Origin of the sequence: Orrella sp. JC864 (assembly GCF_037026685.1) — a bacterium.
Lineage (GTDB): Bacteria > Pseudomonadota > Gammaproteobacteria > Burkholderiales > Burkholderiaceae_B > Orrella.
In genome coordinates this window covers 130,916-154,051 of the sequence record NZ_JBANET010000002.1, presented here as the reverse complement: position 1 = coordinate 154,051, position 23,136 = coordinate 130,916, and the positions used below count along the sequence as shown (strand labels likewise).

General features: G+C 70.0%; 10 protein-coding genes. 8 read left to right on the top strand and 2 right to left on the bottom strand.

The window, feature by feature from the left end; translation table 11 throughout:
• The first annotated feature begins 93 nt into the window (after positions 1-93).
• The 3 genes from V8Z80_RS02465 to lspA are packed head-to-tail and all read left to right on the top strand — an operon-like array spanning position 94 to position 4,488.
• Positions 94-1,059 (top strand): bifunctional riboflavin kinase/FAD synthetase, encoded by a 966-nt coding sequence (locus V8Z80_RS02465; protein ID WP_336060884.1) that lies wholly within the window; start codon positions 94-96, stop codon positions 1,057-1,059.
• The gene (gene ileS / locus V8Z80_RS02460; RefSeq protein WP_336060883.1) at positions 1,049-3,973 is read left to right on the top strand and encodes an isoleucine--tRNA ligase; all 2,925 of its coding nucleotides are present in this window, start codon (positions 1,049-1,051) and stop codon (positions 3,971-3,973) included. Before V8Z80_RS02465 ends, ileS begins: the two co-directional genes overlap by 11 nt.
• Positions 3,970-4,488, top strand: a complete 519-nt coding sequence (gene lspA / locus V8Z80_RS02455) for a signal peptidase II (RefSeq protein ID WP_336060882.1) — start codon at positions 3,970-3,972, stop codon at positions 4,486-4,488. Before ileS ends, lspA begins: the two co-directional genes overlap by 4 nt.
• On the opposite strand, the gene V8Z80_RS02450 is transcribed toward lspA, so the two are convergent.
• Positions 4,485-5,174 carry a GntR family transcriptional regulator gene (locus V8Z80_RS02450; RefSeq protein ID WP_336060881.1) on the bottom strand — a complete coding sequence of 230 codons (690 nt, stop codon included), beginning with the start codon at positions 5,172-5,174 and terminating at the stop codon, positions 4,485-4,487. The genes lspA and V8Z80_RS02450 overlap by 4 nt on opposite strands.
• A gap of 146 nt (positions 5,175-5,320) precedes the next feature.
• Between V8Z80_RS02450 and V8Z80_RS02445 the strand changes: the two genes are divergently transcribed.
• From V8Z80_RS02445 to V8Z80_RS02425, 5 genes are read left to right on the top strand one after another with little or no spacing between them, the layout of a single operon-like run.
• Entirely contained in the window at positions 5,321-6,292 is a 972-nt protein-coding gene (locus tag V8Z80_RS02445) for a Bug family tripartite tricarboxylate transporter substrate binding protein (RefSeq protein WP_336060880.1), read from the top strand.
• 18 nt (positions 6,293-6,310) lie between these two features.
• Positions 6,311-7,453, top strand: coding sequence for a mandelate racemase/muconate lactonizing enzyme family protein (locus tag V8Z80_RS02440; protein WP_336060879.1), 1,143 nt, complete (start codon positions 6,311-6,313; stop codon positions 7,451-7,453).
• 2 nt (positions 7,454-7,455) lie between these two features.
• Positions 7,456-8,370 carry a fumarylacetoacetate hydrolase family protein gene (locus V8Z80_RS02435; RefSeq protein ID WP_336060878.1) on the top strand — a complete coding sequence of 305 codons (915 nt, stop codon included), beginning with the start codon at positions 7,456-7,458 and terminating at the stop codon, positions 8,368-8,370.
• Positions 8,367-9,335 (top strand): hydroxyacid dehydrogenase, encoded by a 969-nt coding sequence (locus V8Z80_RS02430; protein ID WP_336060877.1) that lies wholly within the window; start codon positions 8,367-8,369, stop codon positions 9,333-9,335. The genes V8Z80_RS02435 and V8Z80_RS02430 overlap by 4 nt, the downstream gene beginning before the upstream one ends.
• Positions 9,336-9,391: 56 nt before the next feature.
• Positions 9,392-10,474, top strand: a complete 1,083-nt coding sequence (locus tag V8Z80_RS02425; RefSeq protein ID WP_336060876.1) for a mandelate racemase/muconate lactonizing enzyme family protein — start codon at positions 9,392-9,394, stop codon at positions 10,472-10,474.
• Between the two features lie 34 nt (positions 10,475-10,508).
• On the opposite strand, the gene V8Z80_RS02420 is transcribed toward V8Z80_RS02425, so the two are convergent.
• A complete protein-coding gene (locus tag V8Z80_RS02420) occupies positions 10,509-23,060 on the bottom strand; it encodes a filamentous haemagglutinin family protein (protein WP_336060875.1) in 12,552 nt (4,183 codons plus the stop codon).
• Positions 23,061-23,136: the final 76 nt, after the last annotated feature.

Here is a 23,136-nt window from a genome sequence, read left to right as displayed (position 1 = left end):
CGGAGATCAGGATGACGATCCGGCGGGATGATGACGATTCTGACAAGATGGTTGTTCCAATGGCGGGCAACCGCAAATTGTAAACTGTCGCCCGTGAACTCCCTGCTGCGCATTCATCGCTCCCTTCCCGCGCCCGGCCCGCAAAACGCCTGCGCGCTGACGATCGGCAATTTCGACGGCGTGCACCGCGGCCACCAGGCCATACTCGAGCGGGTGCGCGCCGCGGCCGCCGACCGCGGCCTGACGCCCGCGGTCATGACCTTCGAGCCGCACCCGCGCGAATTCTTCGCCCTGAAGGCCCAGCGGCCCGAGCTGGCGCCCACGCGCATCTCCACCCTGCGCGACAAGCTCTGGGGCCTGGCGCACAGCGGCATCCGCCAGGTGCTGCTGCAGGCCTTCGATGCGCGGCTGGCCGAGATGAGCGCGGCCGATTTCATCGAACGGCTGCTGGTGCAGGGCCTGCACACGCGCTGGCTGCTGGTGGGCGCCGATTTTCGCTTCGGCAACCATCGCCAGGGCGACCTGGCGATGCTGCAGGCGGCCGGCCGGCGCCACGGCTTCGAAGTGGCCACGCTGGCCGACGTGACCGACAGCGACGGCCACCGGATCTCCAGCTCGGAAGTGCGCACGGCGCTGGCCGTGGGCGACATGCAACGCGCCCGCCTGCTGCTGGGCCGGCCCTATGCCATCAGCGGCCACGTGCTGCATGGGCAGAAACTGGGCCGGCAGCTGGGCTTTCCCACCCTGAACCTGCGCGTGCCGCCGCGCTGCGCGGCGCGCTCGGGCATCTACGTGGTGCGCGTGCATGGCCTCGCGGCCGGCCCCCTGCCCGCCGTGGCCAGCCTGGGCGTGCGGCCCACCGTCGAGGACGGCGGGCGCGTGCTGCTGGAGGCCCACCTGCTCGATACCCGCGTCGATGCTTACGGTAAACTCGTGCGCATCGAATTCCTGCAGCTGCTGCGGGAAGAAGAAAAATTCCCCGACCTCCCCGCCCTGGTTGCCGCCATCGATGCCGATGCGCGCAATGCGCGTGCCTATTTTGCCGTTCATGGACTATAAGACCACCCTCAATCTTCCCGACACCGCGTTCCCGATGCGCGCGGACCTGGCCAAACGCGAACCCGGCTGGGTGGCGCAATGGGAAGAAAAGCGCATTTACCAGGCGATCCGCCAGGCCAGCGCCGGCCGGCCGCGCTTCGTGCTGCACGACGGGCCGCCCTATGCCAACGGCCAGATCCACATGGGCCACGCGGTCAACAAGATCCTCAAGGACATCATCGTCAAGGCGCGCCAGCTCAAGGGCATGGACGCCGTCTATGTGCCCGGCTGGGACTGCCACGGCCTGCCCATCGAGAACCAGATCGAAAAGCAGTACGGCCGCAACCTGAGCCGCGACGAGGTGCAGGCCAGGAGCCGCGCCTACGCCACCGAGCAGATCGCCCTGCAGAAAAAGGACTTCAAGCGCCTGGGCGTGCTGGCCGACTGGGAGCGCCCCTACCTGACCATGAACCCCGGCAACGAGGCCGACGAGATCCGCGCGCTCAAGCGCATCATGCAGCGCGGCTTCGTCTATCGCGGCCTGAAGCCCGTCTACTGGTGCTTCGACTGCCGCAGTTCGCTGGCCGAGTTCGAGATCGAATACGCCGACAAGACCTCGCAGACGCTGGACGTGGCCTTCGAATGCGCCGAGCCGGCCAGGCTGGCCGCCGCCTTCGGCCTGGCCGAGCTGCCGGCCCCGGCCTATGCCGTGATCTGGACCACCACCGCCTGGACCATTCCGGCCAACCAGGCGCTGAACCTCAATCCCGAACTGCAATACGCGCTGGTGCAGACCGAGCGCGGCCTGCTGCTGCTGGCGCAGGACCTGGTCGAGAAGGCGCTGGCGCGCTACGCGCTGGCCGGCCAGGTGCTGGCCACCGCGCCTGGCGCCGCGCTGGACCGCATCGCCTTCAAGCATCCGCTGCACGACGTCGATCCGGGCTACCGGCGCACCAGCCCGGTCTTGCTGGCCGACTACGCCACCGCCGACGAAGGCACCGGCATCGTGCATTCGGCGCCGGCCTACGGCGTGGACGACTTCAACAGCTGCCTGGCCAACGGCTTTACGCACGATGACATCCTGAACCCGGTGCAAGGCAACGGCGTCTACGCCGACACGCTGCCGCTGTTCGGCGGGCAGTTCATCTGGAAGGCCGCCCCGCACATCATCGAGACCTTGCGCCAGGCCGGCCGCCTGCTGGCCACCGAGACCATCCGCCACAGCTATCCGCACTGCTGGCGCCACAAGACGCCGGTGATCTACCGCGCCGCGGCGCAGTGGTTCGTGCGCATGGACGAGGGCGAAGGCGTCTTCACCCAGGACAAGGCGCCCAGGACGCTGCGCCAGATGGCGCTGCAAGCCATCGAGCAGACCCAGTTCTATCCGCGCAACGGCAAGCAGCGCCTGCACGACATGATCGCCGGCCGGCCCGACTGGTGCATCTCGCGCCAGCGCTCCTGGGGCGTGCCGCTGCCCTTCTTCCTGCACAACGCCACGGGCGAACTGCATCCGCGCACCATGGAGATCATGGACAAGGCGGCCGAGATGGTCGAGCAAGGCGGCATCGAGGCCTGGAGCCGCGCCAGCGCCGAGGAGCTGATCGGGGCCGAGGATGCGCAGCACTACACCAAGAGCAACGACATCCTGGACGTGTGGTTCGATTCGGGCACCACGCACTTTCACGTGCTGCGCGGCTCGCACAGCGACGACCAGGCCGCCGGCGGCGGCCCGCGCGACCAGGGCCACCACCTGTGCGGCCCCGAGGCCGACCTTTACCTGGAAGGCCACGACCAGCACCGCGGCTGGTTCCATTCCTCGCTGCTGACGGCCTGCGCCATGCATGGCCGCGCGCCCTACAGGCAGCTGCTGACCCACGGCTTCACGGTGGACAGCCAGGGCCGCAAGATGAGCAAGTCGCTGGGCAACGGCGTCGATCCGCAAAAGACCAGCGAGAAGCTGGGCGCCGAAATCATCCGCCTGTGGGTGGCCGCCAGCGACTATTCGGGCGACATCGCCGGCGACGACAAGATCCTGGCGCGCGTGGTGGACGCCTATCGGCGCATCCGCAACACCCTGCGCTTCCTGCTGGCCAACACCAGCGACTTCGACATCGCGCGCAACGCGGTGCCGCTGAGCGAGCTGTTCGAGATCGACCGCTGGGCGCTGGCTCGCGTGCAGCAATTCCAGGACGAGACGCTGGCGCATTTCGAGGCCTACGAGTTCCACCCCGTGGTGGCCAAGCTGCAGGTGTTCTGTTCGGAAGACCTGGGCGCCTTCTACCTGGACGTGCTCAAGGACCGCCTGTACACCACGGGCGAGGACAGCCGCGCGCGCCGTTCGGCGCAGACGGCCCTCTGGCACATCACGCAGACGCTGCTCAAGCTGATCGCGCCCATCCTCTCGTTTACCGCCGAGGAGGCCTGGGCGCTGGTGCAGCCGGGCAGCACCACCATTTTCACCGAGCTCTACCACCAGGTGCACGACCGCCCGGGCGGCCTGCCCGGCAGCGGCTGGGCGGTGCTGGACGCGGCCGCGCGCGCGCAAGGCCAGGCCGGCCACGGCGACCTGCTGGAAAAGTGGGCGCGCCTGCGCGCGCTGCGCGCCGAGGTGACCCGCCAGCTCGAGGACGTGCGTACCCAGGGCGGCATCGGCGCCTCGCTGCAGGCCGAAGTGGACCTGTACGCGGGCGGCCAGGCGCTGGCCGACCTGCAATCGCTGGGCGATGACCTGCGCTTCGTGCTGATCGTCTCGCGCGCCACCGTGCACCCGGCCGAGGAAGGCCTGCGCATCGAGATCCATCCCTCGGGCCACGCCAAGTGCGAGCGCTGCTGGCATTGGCGCGCCGATGTGGGCCAGGATCCGGACCACCCGCAGATATGCGGACGCTGCGTCAGCAACCTGTTCGGCGCGGGCGAGCCGCGCAGCGCGGCATGACGCCGCAGGCGCCCGCCCGGCGCGCGCCGGTCTGGCCCTGGCTGCTGCTGGCCAGCGCCATCATCGTGCTGGACCAGCTGACCAAGGCCTATTTCGATACGGCCCTGGGATACGGCCAACGCGTCAACGTGCTGCCCATCTTCGATTTCACGCTGCTGTATAACCGCGGCGCGGCCTTCAGCTTCCTGGCCGGCGCCGGCGGCTGGCAGCGCTGGGCCTTCACCGCGCTGGGGCTGGGCGCGGCGGTCTTCATCGTCTGGCTGCTGCACCGGCATCGCGGCCAGAGGCGCTTTTCGCTGGCGCTGTCCATGATCCTGGGCGGCGCCCTGGGCAACGTCATCGACCGCACCCAGCACGGGCACGTGATCGATTTCCTGCTGTTCTACTGGCGCGACTGGTATTACCCGGCCTTCAACGTCGCCGACATCGGCATCGTCTGCGGCGCCATCCTGGTGGTCCTGGACGAATTGCTGCGCGGGCGCAAGGCCGCGCGCCAGGCGGCCGGCAAGACCTAGCCGCCGGCCGCGGCCGGCTCCTTGAGCAATCGGTGGATGTAGGCGCCGGCCTCGGTGATGTCGCGCCGGATGGCGTCGGCCACCGCCTGGCCGTCGCGGCGCGCCAGCGCCCGCAGCGCCGCCTCGTGGTGGTCGGCGCGCTTGATGTAGGGCACGTATTCGGGCAGCACGGCCGTCAGCACCGGTCCGCAGCGCAGCCACAGGTTCTCGATCACGTCGTGCACCACCGGCATGTCGGCCAGCGCATAGATGCCGAAATGGAACTGCCGGTGCAGGTCGAGATAGCGCTGGCGCTCGTTGTCGATGGAGCGCCGCATCGCGGCCAGGCAGTCCTGCAGGCGCGCCAGGTCGGCGTCGCCGGCGTGGGCGGCCGCCTCCAGCGCGGCGCGCGCCTCGATGTCGGCGCGCATGATGGTCAGCTGGCGGAACTGTTCCGCATCCAGGAACGGCACCGTGGCCCCGCCGCCCTGCCCCCCGGTGCCGCGCTCGAGCACGCGCTCGGCGATCAGGTGGTTCACCGCGTCGCGTACCGGCGTCAGGCTGATGCCCAGCTCGCCCGCGATCTCGCGCAGCACGATGCGCTCGCCGGGCGCAAAGCGCCCCGCCAGCAAGGCGTTGCGCAGTTCCGCATAGGCGCGGTCCCAGAGGGTCTGCCGATCGATCGGCTTTAGCCGGCAGGCATCCACGTCGCTTTTTCTCCTGTGCCGCAAGGCGGCGCTTTCCGTGCCTGCGATTTGAACACGGTTTCTATTGTTGTTTGTTATAACGAATAATATAATGAGCGCAAAACAAGCACGCCCCGTGCCCCGGGGCTCATAACGGAGACCGCACCATGTCCTTGATGAAAAAGGCCTTTCTGGCCGCCTGCCTGGTCCTGCCCGTCGCCGCGCCTCAGGCGGCGGACAACTTCCCCAACCGCGAGATCCGCTTCATCGTGCCCTGGAACGCCGGCGGCTCGAACGACATCGCCGCCCGCGCGCTGCAGCAGATCCTGGCCGAGGACGGCATCACGATGATCGTGGAGAACGCGCCCGGGGCCACCGGCGCCATCGGCCTGACCCGGGTAGCCAACGCGGCGCCCGACGGCTACGTGCTGGGCATGGGCACCAGCTCGACGCTGGCGCAGATCGCGCAGAACATGACGCCGCTGCGCAACGAGCAATTCACCCACATCGCGCGCGTGTCCATCGATCCGTTGATGCTGCTGGTGCCCAAGGGCGGCCCGGCCGCCAACCTGGAGGAGTTCCTGCAATACATGAAGGACAACCCCGGCAAGGTCTCGATCGGCACGCCGGGCACCAACAACCTGAACCACATCTTCGCCGAGATGACCGCCCGCGCGGCCGGCGTGGGCTACGTCAACGTGCCCTACCCCGGCGGCTCGCGCGTGATCGCCGACCTGGCGGGCAAGCAGATCGACGCGGCGGTGCTCAAGCCCTCGGAGAGCCGCGCGCAGATCGACGCCGGCTACGTGGTGCCCATCGCCGTGTTCGACAGGCAGCGGCTGGACGTGCTGCCGCAGGTGCCGACCTTCAACGAGGCGGGCCATGACGCCTTCCCCTATGGCCCGCTGGTGCAGATGGCCTATGTGGTCGGTCCGGCCGGCCTGCCCGAGCCGGTGCGCCAGCGCCTGGTGCAGGCCTTCGGCAAGGCCATCCAGAGCGAGAAGTTCAAGGACTTCGCGGCCAAGAACGGCTTCGTGGTCGACGACAAGACGGGCGAGGCGCTCGATACGGAAGTCCAGGCCGTGCAGCGCACGCTCAACGAGGTCGGCAGCAAGGTCTTTACCCAGGCAAAGCAGTAAACCCAAAGAGAGGCATTCGTGAGCATCATCAAGAAAGTGACCTGCCATGTGGTCAGCGCGCCGGTCGAACGGCCCTTCACCTCCTCGCGCGGCTGGCTGTACAAGACGCGCGGCTCGTGCATCGTCGAGATCGAGACCCAGGACGGCATCGTGGGCTGGGGCGAGTGCTACGGCCCGGCCCAGGTGGCGCGCGCCTTCATCGAAAGCCAGTATGCCCCGCGCATCGTCGGGCGCGACGCCTTCGACGTGGAAGTCATCTGGGAAGACCTCTACAACCGCATCAAGGACTACGGCAACAAGGGCATGTCGATCTCGGCGCTCAGCGGCATCGACATCGCGCTGTGGGACATCGTCGGCAAGTCCTGCGGCAAGCCGGTGCACAAGCTGATCGGCGGGGCCTTCCGCAGCGAGGTCACGGCCTATGCCACGGGGCTGTACTTCATCGACATGGACCGCCTGATCGAGGAAGCGGTGGAGGAAGCCCAAGGCTATGCGGCCGAGGGTTTTACCGCCATCAAGATGAAGATCGGCCTGGGCTCGCCCAAGCTGGACATCGAGCGCGTGGCGGCGGTGCGGCGCGCCATCGGCGAGGACGTGCGGCTGATGGTCGACGCCAACCATTGCTTTACCGTGCCGGCGGCCATCCGCCTGGGCCGCGAGCTGGAGCAGCTGAACGTGGAATGGTTCGAGGAGCCCATCTCGCCCGAAGACGTGGACGGCTACATCGAGGTGACGCGCGCGCTGGACATGGCCGTGGCCGGCGGCGAGAACGAGTTCACCCGCTGGGGCTTTCGCGACCTGGTAGCGCGCAAGGCCATGGACATCATCCAGCCGGACGTGTGCGCCGCCGGCGGCATCAGCGAATGCCGCAAGATCGCCGCGCTGGCCACCGCGCATGGCGTCGAATGCGTGCCGCACGCCTGGGGCTCGGTGATCGGCCTGGCCGCCACGCTGCACTTTCTGGCCGCGCTGCCGGACCAGCCGCCCAGCTACCGGCCCGTGCCGCCCATGCTGGAATTCGAGCAATGCGAAAACCCCTTTCGCGACCTGCTCTCGGTCGAGCCCATCGTGCAGCGCAAGGGCGTGGTTGCCATCCCGACAGGCGCGGGCCTGGGCATCGAGATCAAGCGCGACGTGCTGGACCGCTATCGGGTGGCCTGACCATGCGCTTCGTTTCCTTCTACGATGCGCAGGCGCGCATCGTGCCCGGCCTGCTGCTGGGCGAACCGGACGATGCGCGCGCGCGGGTGCTGGACGGCAGCCATCCGCACTGCCTGGCGCGGCTCGGCCAGCTGGCGCCGGCCATGCTGCACTGGATCGAGCAGGGCCTGCAGGACGTCGGGCAGCGCCTGCTGGCCGGCGGGCCGCCCGCCGACGCCCTGCGCCCGCTGGCGGGACTGCGCCTGGCCGCCCCGCTGCCCCGGCCCGGCAAGGTGGTGGGCGCGGCCTTCAACTACGTGGATGCGCTGGCCGAGCGCAACATGCCGCATCCGGCCGAGCCCGTGGTATTCGTCAAGTCGGGGCGCACGGTGATCGGGCCGGGCGAGCCCATCGTGCTGGGCCCGGCGCTCGAACACGTCACCTATGAAGCCGAGCTGGCCGCGGTCATCGGCACGCCGGCGCTGAGGGTTTCGCGCCAGGCTGCGCTCTCGCACGTGTGCGCCTACACGATATTCAACGACGTGAGCGTGACGGCCATGGTCAAGGCCGACGGCGGTTTCGTGCGCGGCAAGAACCAGCCCACCTCCGGCCCGCTGGGCCCGTGGCTGGCCACGCCCGAGGAGATCGGCGACCCGATGGCGCTGGACATCGGCCTGGAGGTGGACGGCCAGGTGCTGCAGCAATCGTCCACCGCCCGCATGCTGTTCGACATCGCCACCCTGATCGAGTACGTCTCGGCACGCATGCCGCTGGACCCGGGCGACGTGATCGCCACCGGCACCCCGGCCGGCGTGGCCGGCGCGCACACGCCGCCGCGCTGGCTGGCTGCCGGTTCCACCGTCACGCTGGCCGTCCAGGGCCTGGGCCGGCTTTCCAATCCCGTCGTCGCAGGCGGGGCTGCACAGGACACGCAATGAACGACAAACCCCAGGTATTGCTGACCAACCCCATCCATCCCGATGCGCGCGCGCTGCTCGAACCCCTGGCCGAGCTGGTGCTGGCGCCGGACACCGCGCCCGACACCCTCAAGCGCCTGGCCGCGCAGGCGCAGGGCATCATCGTGCGCGCCCAGCTGCCGCCGGACATCTTCGAGGCGGCGCCCGCGCTGCGCGGCGTGGTGCGCCACGGCGTGGGCCTGGACATGATCCCGGTGCAGGCGGCTACCGCGCGCCGCATTCCCGTGGCCAACGTGCCCGGCTCGAACACTTGCGCCGTGGTGGAGTATGCGATCAGCGCCATGCTGAACCTGCGCCGGCCGCTGCAGCGCATGGACGCGCTGCTGCGCAGCCAGGGCTGGGCGAGCGCCCGGGCGCTGGCCGACGCCACGCAGGAGATCGACGGCGCGGCCTGCGGCATCGTGGGCCTGGGCGCCATCGGCAGCCAGATGGCGCGCAAGGCCGCGGCCCTGGGCATGACGGTGCTGGGCGTCACGCCCGACCCCAGGTCGGTGCCGCAAGGCGTGCGCCATGCGCCGCTGGCGGAAATGCTGGCGGCCGCCGACGTGGTCGTGCTGTGCTGCCCCCTGAACGAATCGACCCGCGGCCTGATCGACGCCCAGGCGCTGGCGCGCATGAAGCCTGGCGCGCTGCTCATCAACGTGGCGCGCGGCCCGGTGGTCGATGCGCAGGCCGTGGGCCAGGCGCTGCACGAAGGCAGGCTGGGCGGCGCGGCGCTGGACGTGCACGCGGTGCAGCCGCTGCCGGCCGACAGCCCGCTGCTGGACTGCCCCAACCTGCTGCTTACGCCGCACGTGGCCGGCATCACCGCCACCAGCATGCGCAACATGAGCATGGGCGCGGCGCAGCAGATGGCCGCCATCTTGCGCGGCGAACGCCCCGCCCACCTGGTCAACCCCGAGATCCTTGCCGAGGCCGCCCGATGAAGATTGCAGACATACGTGCCGTCCCCATCTCCTTTCCCGTCCCGCCGGAAAAATCCGTGCGCCTGGGCATAGGCCGCAGCGTCAAGCGCGACGCCGTGCTGGTGCGGGTGGAAACCGACCAGGGCCACGTGGGCTGGGGCGAGGGCCATCACGGCCGCTGCCCCGGCGCCATCGCGCGGCTGGTGGACACCACGCTGCGCGAGCTGGTGCTGGGCATGGACGCGCTGGACGTGGCCGGCGTCTGGCACAAGGTATACCGCATGCAGCTGGCCAGCCACGGCATGGGCGCGGCCGCGGCGCTGGCCTTGAGCGGCCTGGACCTGGCGCTGTGGGACCTGCGCAGCCAGGCCACCGGCTGGCCGCTGTACCGGCTGCTGGGCGGCAGCGCCAAGCCGGTCAAGGCCTATGCCGGCGGCATCGCCCTGGGCTGGCAGGACCCCGCCGACCTGGTCGAGGAGGCGCGCGCGCTGGTGCGGCAAGGCTACCGCGCCCTGAAGCTGCGCGTGGGCGATACGCCCCGGCGCGACATCGCACGGGTGCGCGCGGTGCGCGAGGCGCTGGGCGAGGAGATAGAACTGCTGGTCGACGCCAACACCGGCTACACGCTGGAAGACGTGCGGCGCGTCATGCCGGCCTACGACGAGCTAGACGTGGGCTGGCTGGAAGAGCCCTTCCCCGCCTGCGACAGGCACGCCTACCAGGCGGCCGCGCAACTGGGCCGCACGCCGCTGGCCGCGGGCGAGAACCACTACACCCGCTACGAGTTCGACACGCTGCTGCAGGACGGCGCGGTGCGCTACGCGCAGCCCGACCTATCCAAAACCGGCGGCATCACGGAGGCCATGCGCATCGCGGCGATGTGCAGCGCGCGCAAGATGACGGTGAACCCGCACACCTCGGCCACCGCCATCAACATGGCCACCTCCATCCACTACCTGTGCGCGGTGGACAATCCCGGCTATTTCGAGGGCGACGTAACGGGCCTGAATCCCTTCCGCGACCATCTGGCCGGCAAGCAGCCCTATGCCTTGGATGCCCAGGGCTGCGTGGCGCCGCTGGACGGCCCGGGCATCGGCCTGTCGCCGGACCCGCACTTCCTGGCCGAGCATCCGCTGATCGAGGGGCCTTGCTACGTGTGAAGCCAGGCGGCCAGGCCGGCCGCCTGCTTCGCCCTCAACGGCCCAGCCTTTGACGCTCCGCAACGGTCAGTCTGGCGGCCTGCGCCGGCGCCAGCGGTCCATCGCCCAGGACCTGCAGCGCATTCCCGGCCTGGGGATCGGCCCGGCCCGAACCCGCCGGCCCGCCCGCGGCCGGCTCGTCGCCAAAGCCCAGGATCTGCACGCTGATGATCGACGGCAGGTTCTGGCGCGCCGCCGCGCGGCTGCGCGCCACCGACTCCTGCGCCGCGTCGGCCGCCGCCGTGGAGGCTGCGCTGGCGCTGGTCAGCGCCCCGACGTTGACCGCCGCCACCACCGGGATGCCCGCCGCCTCGCCCTGCACCTGGATGTTGGCCGCGTTGACCACCTGCAAGGCCGCGATGTTCACGTTGCCCGAGACCCGGATGCCCGCCTCGCCCGCGTCGATCGTGCCCAGGGGCGCGATCAGGTCCACGTCGCCCGGCGGCACCTCGGGGATGGGGTTGAGCGTGGCGATGCCCGCGCCCGTGCTGGGCACGTCCGGCGACAAGGTCACGTTGCCAAAAGCGTCGTACACGCGCCGCGGCGGGGTGTAGACGATGGTGGTCTTGGCGCCGCGGCCCGCGTTGATGTCGCCCTGGGCCGACCACGCCGTGATGCCCCCGCCGAAGGTCGTCATGATGCGCGACAAGCCCAGCAAGATGCTGCCTTGCGAGTACATGCCGATCTCGCCCTTGCCTTGCGTGACCACCCCGGCGCTGGCCGGCGGCACCAGGCCTTCGACGCCCACCAGCGTCTGGCCGGCCGGCACCAGCATGTGGATGTCCCCGCCGTACAGTGTGCGGATGCCCGAGCCGCCGAACATGGTGAAATTCCCACCGCGCGCAATGGCTTGCGTCAGCGGCAGGCCGTCCGCATCGAGCACGGGCTGGCCTTGCGCATCGGGCACCGGCGCTTCCTCGGGGAACAGCGCGGCGATGGCCTGCCTGCCGCGCAGGTAGCTGCCAAAGCGCGGGCCGTCGGCGTCGTTGTACTCGCGTCCGCCCGCACGCAGCTCGGCGAAGTACACCTGGCGCAGGAAGATGCGCTGCTGCTCGGGGGCCAGGCGCTGGAAGAAGGCCAGCGGATCCGCCGTGTCGGGGTCGAAGACCACCGGCGCGCCGTCGTCGGCAAAGCGCAGCCCGGTATCCGAGCCATAGCGCTCGGTGAGCCAGGCGATGAGCTCCTCGTCGTACACGTACGCCACCTTGCCGGGCTGGTCGGCCAGCGGATAGCCCGGGCGCGTGTCGGCCTGGTTGGCCGGATCCAGGTACCGCGCGGCGAAGGCGGCGTAGTCCGCCCCCGCCGCTCCCGCGCCGGCCATCACGGCGATGGAGGCGCCGGGGCGCGTGTCGCCGGGCACCACCGGGCCGATGCTGTTGATGCTGCCGCGGTCACCCTGGTAGATATTGCCTGCGGCGATGACATCGAGCGAACCGGGACCGGCGACATCCACGTTGAGATGGAAGATATCGCGTCCGGCCTGGATCAGCGACACGTCGGTGTCGTGCACGTTCATGATCAATCCGGGGGCCGCGTTGCCGCCGCCCGTTCCGGTACCCGCGCCGAAGTTGACGATGTCGCGCCCGGCCAGGATGCGCGCCGACTTGGCCGCGATGTACTGCGTCGAGTAGGTGTACGTCGTGGTGTCCAGGATCTGCGCGGTCTCGCCCAGCGACACGCTCTGGATGTCGCCGGTGACGGCATAGATGCGGATCGGCGCGGGATCCCCGGCGTGCTCGTAGCGCACCGGCGTCTGGCCGATGAAGTAGGGCGCCTGATGGTAGTTGGCCGACGTCGTGTGCACGGGTCGGAACGGATTGGGGATGTCGTTCGGCCCCCAGCCCGCGCCCGACACATTGATGCGTATGGTCCCCGCGCTGGTATAGCTGTTCCCCCAGGCCAGGCCCGCACCGTAGATGGAGTCGCGTGCCAGCAGCTCCAGGTTGCCCCTGGGCGAAGGCGCCACGGTCAACGTACTGCCGCTCGTGTAGTAGCCGCCGTAGTACAGGCTGCCGCTGGCGGCCACCGCCGCAAAGCTGCCCGGCAGCATGTCCGTGCCGTTGCCGCCCAACCCGCTGCCCGTATGGGGCACGAGGTTGCCGCCCGCGGCAAACAGCGTCAGCGAGGTGGACTGCGGCTGCCAGAGCGCGAAATAGGACGTGCTGTCCGGCATGTAGAGGTGGCCCGCATCGGCCACGCTGCCCAGGACCAGGTCGCCGGCCGTGCGCACCGTAGCCGCCGAGTCGCCCATGAGCAGGCTGATGCCGCCCACGGGATCGGCGGCGTAGGCCGAGGTGGACGTCAGCCCGCGCGGATCGCCCGCATGCGCGGCGGTATATAGCGGCTGGATGCCGCCGATGCTGCCGGCGCCGACGTCGATCGCACCGCGCATATTGGCGAGAATGCTCATGGAGCCGTCTTCGGATTGCGTGCCCCAGTTGCCCCGGTTGTCGCCGCCGTTGAACACCCCGCCGACCTTCACGCGCAGATCTCCGCCGCCGGCTTGGTTCAGCGTGCCTCCGGTGACGATGTCCCCGTCCCGTGTGACGGAAGTCACCTGCCCGCTTGCGCCCACCACCAGCATCAGGGACTCGTATTCCGACATCCCGCCGCCGTCGCGGGTCGTGCTCATCGCACCAGCGTTGCCACCGGCAAGCAGGGTCACGTTGCCTCCGCCCAGCGTGCCGATGCCGGCGAACCCGCCCACGTATGGGCTGGCGCTCCATCCGGTGGTGAGCAAGGTCGCTCCGAAACGGATTGCCCAGGCCGCATTGGCGCCCGCGCCGCCTTGGCGTATCAGCCAGTTCGACAAGGACTGGAAGTTCACGCCGCTCGTATCGACATAGTTGTAGCCGCTGACGTCGCCCTGGGCTGCGAGGGTCAGGTCGCCGCCATAATCGGGCAGGTAGGCGCCTTCGGGAAGGCCGACGGCGCCCGTATCGGCGCCTGCCGTATAAATGCCGTACAACGACTGCTGCTCGATGTCCCCCCCGGCCAGCAGATCCAGGGCGCCCGTTCCGGTGCGTACGACGCTGGGAATCGGCACGCCGCTTGCATTGGCATGCGGATCGCTCAGACGCAGGCTGCCGCGGCCGTCCAGCACGCTGGCAGCTCGCAAGGTACGCGAGAAGGTGGCCTGCAAATCCGCGCCGGCGACAAGACGTAGCGTGGCGGACTGGGAGCCGGGCGCCAGCATCGTCGCCAGCGGGTGCGTCGCCTGATAGCTCGGCCGTCCGGGATCGGTCTGGACGCTCAGGCCGGCGAATGCCGGGCCCATGCCGACAGGGATGGAGAGACTGTATACGAGGGTGCCATAGGGAATGTGGGTGCCGGACTCCCACTTGAGCGCGGTCCACTCGTCGGCGCTATTGGCCGGCAGGATATTCCACGGGATTGGGCTGCCGTCGGGCAGGTAAGGCACCGTCCAGCCGGCCGGATCGGTGACGACCGCAGGGAAACCCGCCCCCAAGGAGTGGTAGCCGTCCGGGTAGAACCACACCCCCCCCCAGAACGTGAAGTACCGCGTGTCTCCAAGGTCGAGGCCCTCCAAAACCTCCGTGGTAGGCGGCATGCCCACCACCGCCTTGAACCCATCCGAAATGCTCCCCTGGATGTCCAGGTCGCCCCCGGCACGCACCACCAGGCTCATGGCCTCGCCCGCGCCGTATCGGGCCGAGGCCAGATCGCGGTCGGCTTGCGGTCCATAGCGGTAGCCCGACAGATCGATGTCGCCCGAGGTGGACAGGTCGCCTTCAGAGGTAATCTCCACGCCCGGACGCAGGTGGAAGGCTCCGCCGTAGGCCGTCAGGCCCGCGAGCTTGCCTTGCAGCCCCGCCGACAGGCTGCCCCCGGCGACGTTGCCGCCATAGGCCGCCGCGATGAAGGCCTGGCTGGCCGTGTCGTAGCCGTCGAGCAGCGCCTGGTCGATCACGCTGCCGCCGGCCAGCTCGTAGCGCTGCACGGCGTTCAGGAAGATGCCGCGCGCGCCGGCGATGGCCAGGCCACTGTCGGTCTGGATGCGCAGGTCGCCGCTGGTCTCGCCGGTGCGACCGGCGTTCAGTTCCACCTGACCGCGATTCACGCCGTCGGGCGAGGACAGGTCCATGCGCGAGCCCGCCTGCAGGCGCAGCCAGCCGCCGCGGCTGGCCAGCTCGATATGGCCGCGGTTCTTGGCGTGGATGGCCTGGCCGTAGCCGTCGACCTGCAGCTCGGTGCCCCGCGCATCGAGCACGGCGGTGCCGGCCAGCACGAGATCGTCGCGCGCGGCCAGGCGGATGATGCCGGGCACCTGACCGCTGGCATCGATCCTGCCCGTCACCGTCAGGCTGCCGCCGTCGGCGGACACCACCACCTCATGCGCACGAAGCGCGTCGCTGATCACCAGGCTGCCCTGCTTGATGCCGAAGCTGCGCGCGCCGGTGAAGCCGCCTTCATTCAAGGCATTGTTCAACGTGGCGAAACTGGCCGAGAGAGCTGCCGCGTCGTTGCCCAGCACCTGCGCGCGCACGTCCAGGCGCCCGCCGTCGCGGCTCGAAACGCCTGCGCCCATCAAGGCGCCATCGAGCACCACCCGCCCCGCGCCTTCGCCGGTGGCGGTCAACTGCACCGTGCCGGCGGCATTGTGCGCGGCCGAGACGTCGATGAGCGAGCCGGCCTGCTGCACGATGTCGCCGGCGGCGCTTTCGAGCAGCACGTCGCCGCCCCAGGTGTGCTTGACCACGTCGAAGAAGCCGATGGCGCGCCCGGCCAGGTCCAGGCGGCTGTTGGCGCCCAGCGTGATGCCGCCTTCGGCCGTGGCGGCGAGCCGGCCGCTGGGCAGCACGATGGCCGTGTCCAGCAGCAGGTTGCCGCCGCTGAACAAGGCGATGCGCCCGCCCAGGGTATCGGCGGCATGCGCCGGCGAGGCCGGCGCGACACCCTCGGGCGCGCGCAGCGTGAGCGTGCCGCCGGCCCGGTAAGCGGTGTCGCCGCCCGCGCCGGCCGTCAGCAAGGGCGTGACCAGCGTCAGGTTGCCGCCGGCACCCGCATAGGCCGCCGGGTCGAAGGCGGCGCTGGGGTCCGGGCCGGACTGCCACAGCGAGAGCGTGTTCCTGTCGCGGCTGGTGATCTGCTCCGAGGCGCGCAGCGTCACATCCGAGAAGCCCAGCATCAAGTGGTCGAAGGTCACGGATTGGCCGCCGCTCATCCGGGGCAGATGACCCACCTCGATGACACGGGCATCGATCTCCAGCGCGCCTTGCCCCTGGCCCGGGCCGCCGGCGATCGTGGCGCCGGGCAGCGCGCTGTCATAGATCTGCCTGCCGTCGCCCGTGGTCGACGCAACACGTTGGGGGGTATTCCATATGAAGGTATCCAGCGACAGGCGCGCCCGGTCCCCCTCGCCGCCAGCGCCATAGATTGCCGGCGTGGTGAAGGTGAGCGAATCCAATAGCGGCCGGCCCGCGCCATCCGTCAACGCCAGATTCACCGAGCCGTACACGTTGAACGAGGTGTTGGTGGTGAGCTTCAGATGGCGCACGCCTGGCAGCCCTGCACCGGGATCGCCAGCGACCAGCCGCTCCACCAACTGCTGGTCCAGGTTGAAGCCGGCCGGGAGCACGCCGGCCGCCTGTGCAGCCGCCAGGTCGCCGGCGCTGCCCAGGTTGATCGAGGCGGCAGCAATGTCGAGGCTGGGCGCCGCGAGCTTGGGACTGCCTTCGAGCGACACGCCGTCGCGCGACAGGAAGCTGATGCCGCCGCGCGAACGAATGGCTGCCCCGTCGCTGACGTGTATCGTTCCGGCCGCGTATTGCAGCGAATTGAGGGAAAGATCGATCTGGCCGTTGGACACCGCCACCATCGGCAGGCCGCCGCCGAAGAAATAGCCCAAGGAGGAATCCCGTAGCGCCACGTCTGCATAGCCCCGCGTGTCGATGCCGGATCCGGATTCGAGCCGGATGGTTCCCCCCTGCGTGGCGTTCAGGAACACCTGCCCGCCGGTCAAGGTTGCGCCCGCTTCGAGCACGAGAGACTGTAGCTGCACGCCGTTGAACATGATCTGCAAGGGATCGCCATTGGCGACGGAAGGCGTACCGCCGATGAATACGCTAGGCGCGCCGATGGCGTTGATGTCCGAGGCTTTCAACACGGTCTGCGTGAGCGATCGGAAGCTGTTGCTGCCGGTGTCGCCGGTGATGACCAGCCCCTGCGGACCATCCAGCCTCAGGGCCAGCGCACCGCCATAGCCTCCACGATCCGCGCCCAGGTCGGCCTGCCCTTCCCATTGCAGCGCGGGCGCCTGCGCGGCGGCCGCATCGGCCAAGGCAGTATCCAGTGCGGAGAAGGTGAACACCAGCGACTTGCCGTCGGCCTCGAGCCCCGGTCGGACGGTACTGAAGGAATCGGCCCGGGAGCGCAGGAACTCGGCGTAGGAGGTTTCGTTGTACCGCGAGTACCGGCGCACGGTCTGGCCCGGCATGAAGGTCACGCGTGTGGGCAGGGCATCCCGGATCGCGGTGCCGGCCACGCCCTGGTAGCCCGACGCCAGCCAGGTGCCGTTACGCAAGGCCACCGCCCGCGACAGGCCCGTGGTCATGGCGCCGCCCAGTTCCACCCGATAGGCCCCGGGCACCAGCGCGTAGTTGGCCGGCATGAGTGTGTAGGTGCCGGCAGGCAGGCCCGGCACGCCCTCGGGGATCGTGATCTGCTGGCCCACGCCGGGCACGTCGCCCGACCACACACCGGCGTAGCCGCCGGCCACCGGCGCCGCGCCCTGGCTGCCCGGCACGATGGCGTAGACCTGCCCGCCCTCGTTGAAAGGATGCAGCAGGCGGTCCACCGATCCTCCCCGGCCGGGCACGAAGGCCGCGCCGGTCAACTCGCCACCACCGGACAGGTCCAGGAAGGCCCCGCTTTCGCTCTGGATGTGGGTTGCGGTGATGCTCACGCCCTGTGTCGATTGGCCCGCGAACCCGCTTTGGGATATCTCGCCCGTGACCAGATCAACTTCGACCGGCGCGGCGCCATCCACCATCCAGGTCGTGCCGTCGGTGGTGCCGCCGTAAGGCATCACCAGGCCTTGCCCGCTGGCCGAGGTAATGCTGCCGGACAGCAAGCGCACGGCGGCCGGCTGGTTGGCGCCCATCTTGCTAGCAGACAGGCGGATAACGCCGTGAGGCGCGTACAGCATTCCGCCCTGAACGATGTCGCCCGCGCTGAACGTCATGTCGGCGAAAGCCGAATACGGCGTGGCCGGCGCCGCGGCGGCGCCTTCGGGCCGGCCCAGTGTCAGCACGACATCGGCGACGCGCGTCACGGACGGACTGGCAGCGTCCGAGGGACGGTTCTGCCCGGCGCTGTAGCCGGCCTGCACGGTGACCCGGGCCCCGCTTGCCGCATAGATGCGCTCGCCCACGAGCGTGAGCGCGCCCACGGATGTCAGGAAGGTGGGCGTGACGACGGTGCTGTAAGGATTCTCCCAATTGGCCGGGTTGTACGTGATGGAACTGCCGCCGCTCAGCAGACGCAAATCGCCGCTGCTGGCGATCCGCGTATCGGCGTATACGATCTGTACTGCATTGCTGATGTCGACCAGCTTGCCGCTGACGGAGAAGGCCGCGCCGCGGGGTGCGCCCGTGGCCGTGCCATCCTGGGTGTAGTGCGGCACTTGGTCAGGCAGCGTGAAAACGTTGGTCGCCACCATGCCGGTCTGCCCCTGCAGCAGCACGTGGGGCGCGGCCAGCGCGACTGTGCCGGCCGACCGGTTGGCGTACTGGCCGGACTTCAAGGCAAGGCTGCGGCCCATCGACAGGCTCACGTCGCCGTCGAACACGATGGCATCACGCGCACGCAGGGTCAGCGCATCGAAGCCGCCCGCGGCGACCTGGTCCGCGCCGATAGTGGCCTGGCCCAGCGCCAGGCCGGCGGCCGCCTGGCCCGGTGCCGCGTCCTCCGGCAAGGAATATCCGCCGCCGGCCTGGCCGACGGTCAGCACGCGCGGGGCCCGCAGCAGCATGAACGCCGGCGTGTCGGGACTCTGGCCGCCGATGGTGGGCAATATCGGGGATTCCAGGGTAAGAACCAGCTCCCCGCCCGCTGCGCCCGGGCCGCCGCCGAACGCGCGCAATACGCCATTCGCGTGTATGCCTGAGTAACTGCGCAACGCGATGGATCCGCCATCCCCGTAAATCGCGGCCGGCATGCTGGCACGATGCAAGGCATTGCCGACAGGCAAATCCAACGTCGCCGAGGCCCCTGAAACGTCCAGTACCGAGCCCGGGCGCAGCACCACGTAGGCATGCGTCGATTGTTCATTGCCCGGCTCGATCGCGTCGCCGGTGCTGTCGACGAGCCGGTACTGACCGCCTTCGCTGCCCAGTGTGATGCGCCCGCCGCCGGGCGCCACGCCATAGCGGCGCCCGTAGCGGTCGCGCGCCACGTGGACGCGGCCGGCCGCGTCCAGCACGGCCCGTTCGCCGATCCATAGGGACAGCCCGCCCGGATGCATGCTGGCCGGAACGGGGCTTTCGCCGAAACCGGATTCGTTGACGATGGCGATGTCGCCGCCCGGCGCGGCGATGACACCATGGATCTCGATCTGGCCGCCGCTGGCGATGGCGATCCGGCTGCCGGGATCGACCTCGACGGCTGCGCCCTCTTGCACGATCGCCGTGCCGCTGCGCGTGGCGTCCTTGCTGCCTATCGCCGACACGGAGTACAGGCCGACCTCCGTGCCGCCGCGTTGCGTCAGCGTGGCGGTGTCCGGGTTCTCGATATAGACCGGGTCCAGCGAGAAGCTGGCGGCATGCGCCAGGTCGGCGCCGGTCGGCGTGAGCCGCACCGTGTCGTCGAAATGGTAGACCGGCATGCTGGCGCGGACCTGCGTGCCGGCCGTGACGACGAGCGCGCTCTGGCCGTTGACGGCGTATCCGGAAAAGCCCGACTGGAAGAACGAAGGCGCCAGGCTCAGTTCGCGCAGCGGCCGAACCGGCATGTCCAGCGCCGCGACCGTGCCTTGCGGCAGGACCGTCCCGGCCGGCAGCGACACGTCCATGGGAGCGGGCGAACCCGCGGTCAGCGGTAGCGGAACGCTCAGGAACTGCTCCGCCGTCCAGGGGTCCTGGCGGATCGGCACCCCTTGCGGGAACACGTCCGCCGGAAAGGTGATGGCATACATGCCGATGTGATTGCCGAAGATGCCGGTGATCTGCGAACCGGCAGGCAGGACTTGCCCCTGGCCGATGGTGCGGTACAGGCCGTCCCTGTCGATGATGTTCATCTGCACCGGAATATCGGCCCAGTCCGCCTGCGTTACCAGATACTCTTCGGTATCGCCGTTGCCGTTGAAGTCCTTGTAGTCGCGCATGCCATAGTTGGCAAAAGACCAATAGCCCGATGGCAGCGTGCCGCCCGGCGGCACGGTATCCAGCTTGATCGTCGCGTCCACCGGCAAAACAGTGCCCGCCGGGATAGGCGTATCGGCCGCCAGCACCAGCTCGTAGGGCGCCGGCGTGCCGGCCGCCAGCGTGCCGCCCACGCCGCCGACCTGACCGCCGATGGACAGCATGCCACCGGTCTGCAGCGTGAGCCGGCCGCCGCGCGTGAAACCGCGCGACACCACCGTGCCGTCAAGCGTGAGGTCGCCGTGGTTGCCCCGGTCAGCACTCGGATTCCAGGCATGGCTGGCCACCAGGGCGATATCGCCGCCGGCCCCGCCCCGCATGCCGCCATTGGCCAGGATGGCGCCGCCGGCCGAGGCGTCGATGACCGAGCCGGCCGACAGCGTCACGTCGCCCGAACTGCGCAAGGTGACCGAGCCGCCGTCGATGTAGGCCAGGCGCCACGCTTGGGCCGACCCAGCTTCGTCCGGCCCGGCAACGTCGGCGCCGGGCGCGGCATCCTGTTCGCCGGCTTGCGCATCCAGGCGATAGTTGGTCCAAAGCCCGCGCGTGTCCAGCGTTACGCCCGGCTGCACGGTGATGGCAGGCCGGCCCTGGGCCGGCGCAAGCACGCCCAGGTTCTCGCCCCGCACGTTGGTCAGCAGGATGGCGCCGGCGCGCGCAGTCACGTCGGCCGCCACGTCGATGCTGGCCGCATGAACCGCCAGCTCGCCGCCGGCCGCCAACACGAGCGGGGCCGCGAGGCTGGCCGACTCGGTCGCACGCAGCAGCAGGCTGCCCAGCTGCGCATCGTTGAGCCGGCCGGCATCCAGGTGCACCGTGCCGGCGAAGGCCTCGTCGAAAGCGTCTTCGAAAGTCAGCGGCGCGTGCTCGCCGTTGGCGATGCGAACGTGGCGCGCGGCCTCCCACTCGCGCAAGGGCGAGTCCGAGTTGTTGTAGCGCTGCGAGACCAGCGCGACTTCGCCGCGGCGCGCCACCGCGCGCTGCGACTGCAGATAGGCATCGGCCAGCGCCGCATTGGCGCGGGTGTCCTGCAGTGAACCCTGGTAGACGCTGGCGTCGATGTCGCCTTCGAGCACCGCCGTCACCACCCGGGTGTCGCCCTCGCCCGAGCCCATCACGCCCGGCGCCGAGATGACCAGGCGGCCCGCATCGCGCCCTACCGTGTAGCCTGCTTCCCAGCGCCGCCGCGGCGCCACCAGCGGGTTGTACCAGGTGTCGGTGCGGCCCCAGCGCTCGCTGTGGCGCGCATATCCCCGGTACAGCCCCTCGTACAGCATGTCCGCCGGCGCATCCGACACCGTGTACAGGCGCCCGTCGGCCCCGCGCAGCCAGCTCTGGTTGATGTAGCCATCCTGCACGTCCAGCGTGCCGCCTGCGATGTTCACCATCGCGCCGCGCTGCGTCACCACCTCCGTGGCTCCCAGCGTCACCGTGCCGCCCTGTGCGGCCCACTCGCCTATCGTGTGCGCCTGGTTGCCCAGGTAGCCGCCCACTTCCAGCAGGCCGCCAGCCGTGTACCACCGGTCGCTCTCGTAACCCCCGGTGCCCGCCGGCACGAAGACCAGGCTGCGCCGGTCCACCCACACGTCCAGGTTGTTCAGCTGGCCGCTGTCGCGGTTCACCGGCGCATCGCGCTGCTCGTTGCCCTGGATGTTGACCCGCAGGTTGTTGCCCTCCATGGCCACGCGCACGCCCACCGCTCCCGACACGTCCAGCGTGGCCCCGCCCTGCACCTGCGCGCGGCCCTGCGCGCTCACGGCCACCTGCCCGCCCGTGGCCAAGGTCAGGCTGCCCGGCGCGAAGTCCACGTGCTGGCCCGAGACGATCTCGATGCGCGACTGCTCGCGCCGGTCAGGCAGGGTCGACAGGTTGTCGAAGGGCGCGATGGCCCCGGCCACGCGCTCGAGGTCGCGCCGGGCCGACTCCTCTATCAGCGCCTGGCGCTGGCTGTCCAGCGCCGTCTGGCCGTCGTCCTGCAGCAGGATCGCCGTGGTGGCCTGCTCGCCCAGCGTCACGCGCCCCTGGGCATCGCTGGCCGAATTGAGCAGGTGGATGGTGCCGCGCGTGTTCACCGAGGTGGTGGCTACCACCACCCCTGCCTGGCGCACGTCGTGGCCGGTAAGCGTGATGTCGCCCTCGCGCGCGGTGATCAGCCCCGTGTTGGTCACCAGGCCCGCCACGCTGGGCATCGGGTTGCCTTGGTCGTCGTAGCGCTCGACCCGGCCCGGAGCCACCTCGTTGCCCCGCGTGGTCGAGAAGCTGTTGGCTTCGGTGCCGTAGCCCTTGCGGATGAAAAACTCGTCGCCCGCGGCCAGCAGCGTCTGCCCGCGCGGCGTGCTGATCTGGCCCGCGTTGTGCGCCTCGCGGCCCAGCAGCAGCACGTAGCCCCCGCCCTCGGTGACCGAGCCGGGCGCGTGCGTGGCCAGGCGCGCGCCCGCCTGGACTTCGATGTTGCCCAAGGCATCCTGGAACGTGGGCGTGCCGCCTTCGGAATACAGCCCGCGGGCCAGAAACTGCGCGTCCAGGGCCTGCCCCTGGCTGCCGGTGGTGGCGGCCGCCGCGGCCACCAGGTTGCGCACATTGACCTGGCTGCTGCCGGTGAACACCACGCCGTTCTGGTTGGCGATCATCACCGTGCCGTCGGCGTGGATGCTGCCCTGGATCTGGCTGGGGCGCGCATCGCCCATCACCTTGTTCAGCACGGCATCCGTAGACGCCTGCCTGAAGGTCAGGTCCGTATTGCGCCCCACGTGAAAGCTGTTCCACTCCAGGATCGCGCGCGGCCTGTCCTGCGTAATCGTGACCTGCTGGCGCCCGTCCTTGACGCCGGTTTCGGGCGCGGCCGCGTCCCAGCGCCCGCCGGCCAGCCGATCCAGGCCGTCCGCGCCCAGGCCGTCGCGCACCCAGGCGGCATTCTGCGCATGACTGCGGACCTGCTCCTGCGCGGCCTGCTGCGCGGCAATGGCGTTGGCCGTGCGGTTCAGGTTGGCGATCGAGCGCGAGAGCTGCTCGCGCGCCTGCGCCTGCTGGCGCGCCGAAGTGGGCAGGGTCGCCCCAGGCGCGGGCGCGCGCTGCGCCGCGCGCGCCTGGCCGCCCGCGCCCGCGCCGGCGGCGAACCAGTTGGCGCCCGGCGCGGCGGCGTGGACGCTGCCTGGCGACCAGAGCAACGACCAACCGCCGATCGCCAGCAAGGCCGCGGATACCGCCGCGGCTGCGGGCGTGCGCCGCCAGCGCGGGACGGAC

What these genes read in the sequence shown, in the direction of transcription:
- ileS (WP_336060883.1), top strand. Translation starts at nt 1,049, where the DNA reads ATGGACTATAAGACCACCCTCAATCTTCCCGACACCGCGTTCCCGATG.
- lspA (WP_336060882.1), top strand. Translation starts at nt 3,970, where the DNA reads ATGACGCCGCAGGCGCCCGCCCGGCGCGCGCCGGTCTGGCCCTGGCTG.
- V8Z80_RS02445 (WP_336060880.1), top strand. Translation starts at nt 5,321, where the DNA reads ATGTCCTTGATGAAAAAGGCCTTTCTGGCCGCCTGCCTGGTCCTGCCC.
- V8Z80_RS02435 (WP_336060878.1), top strand. Translation starts at nt 7,456, where the DNA reads ATGCGCTTCGTTTCCTTCTACGATGCGCAGGCGCGCATCGTGCCCGGC.
- V8Z80_RS02430 (WP_336060877.1), top strand. Translation starts at nt 8,367, where the DNA reads ATGAACGACAAACCCCAGGTATTGCTGACCAACCCCATCCATCCCGAT.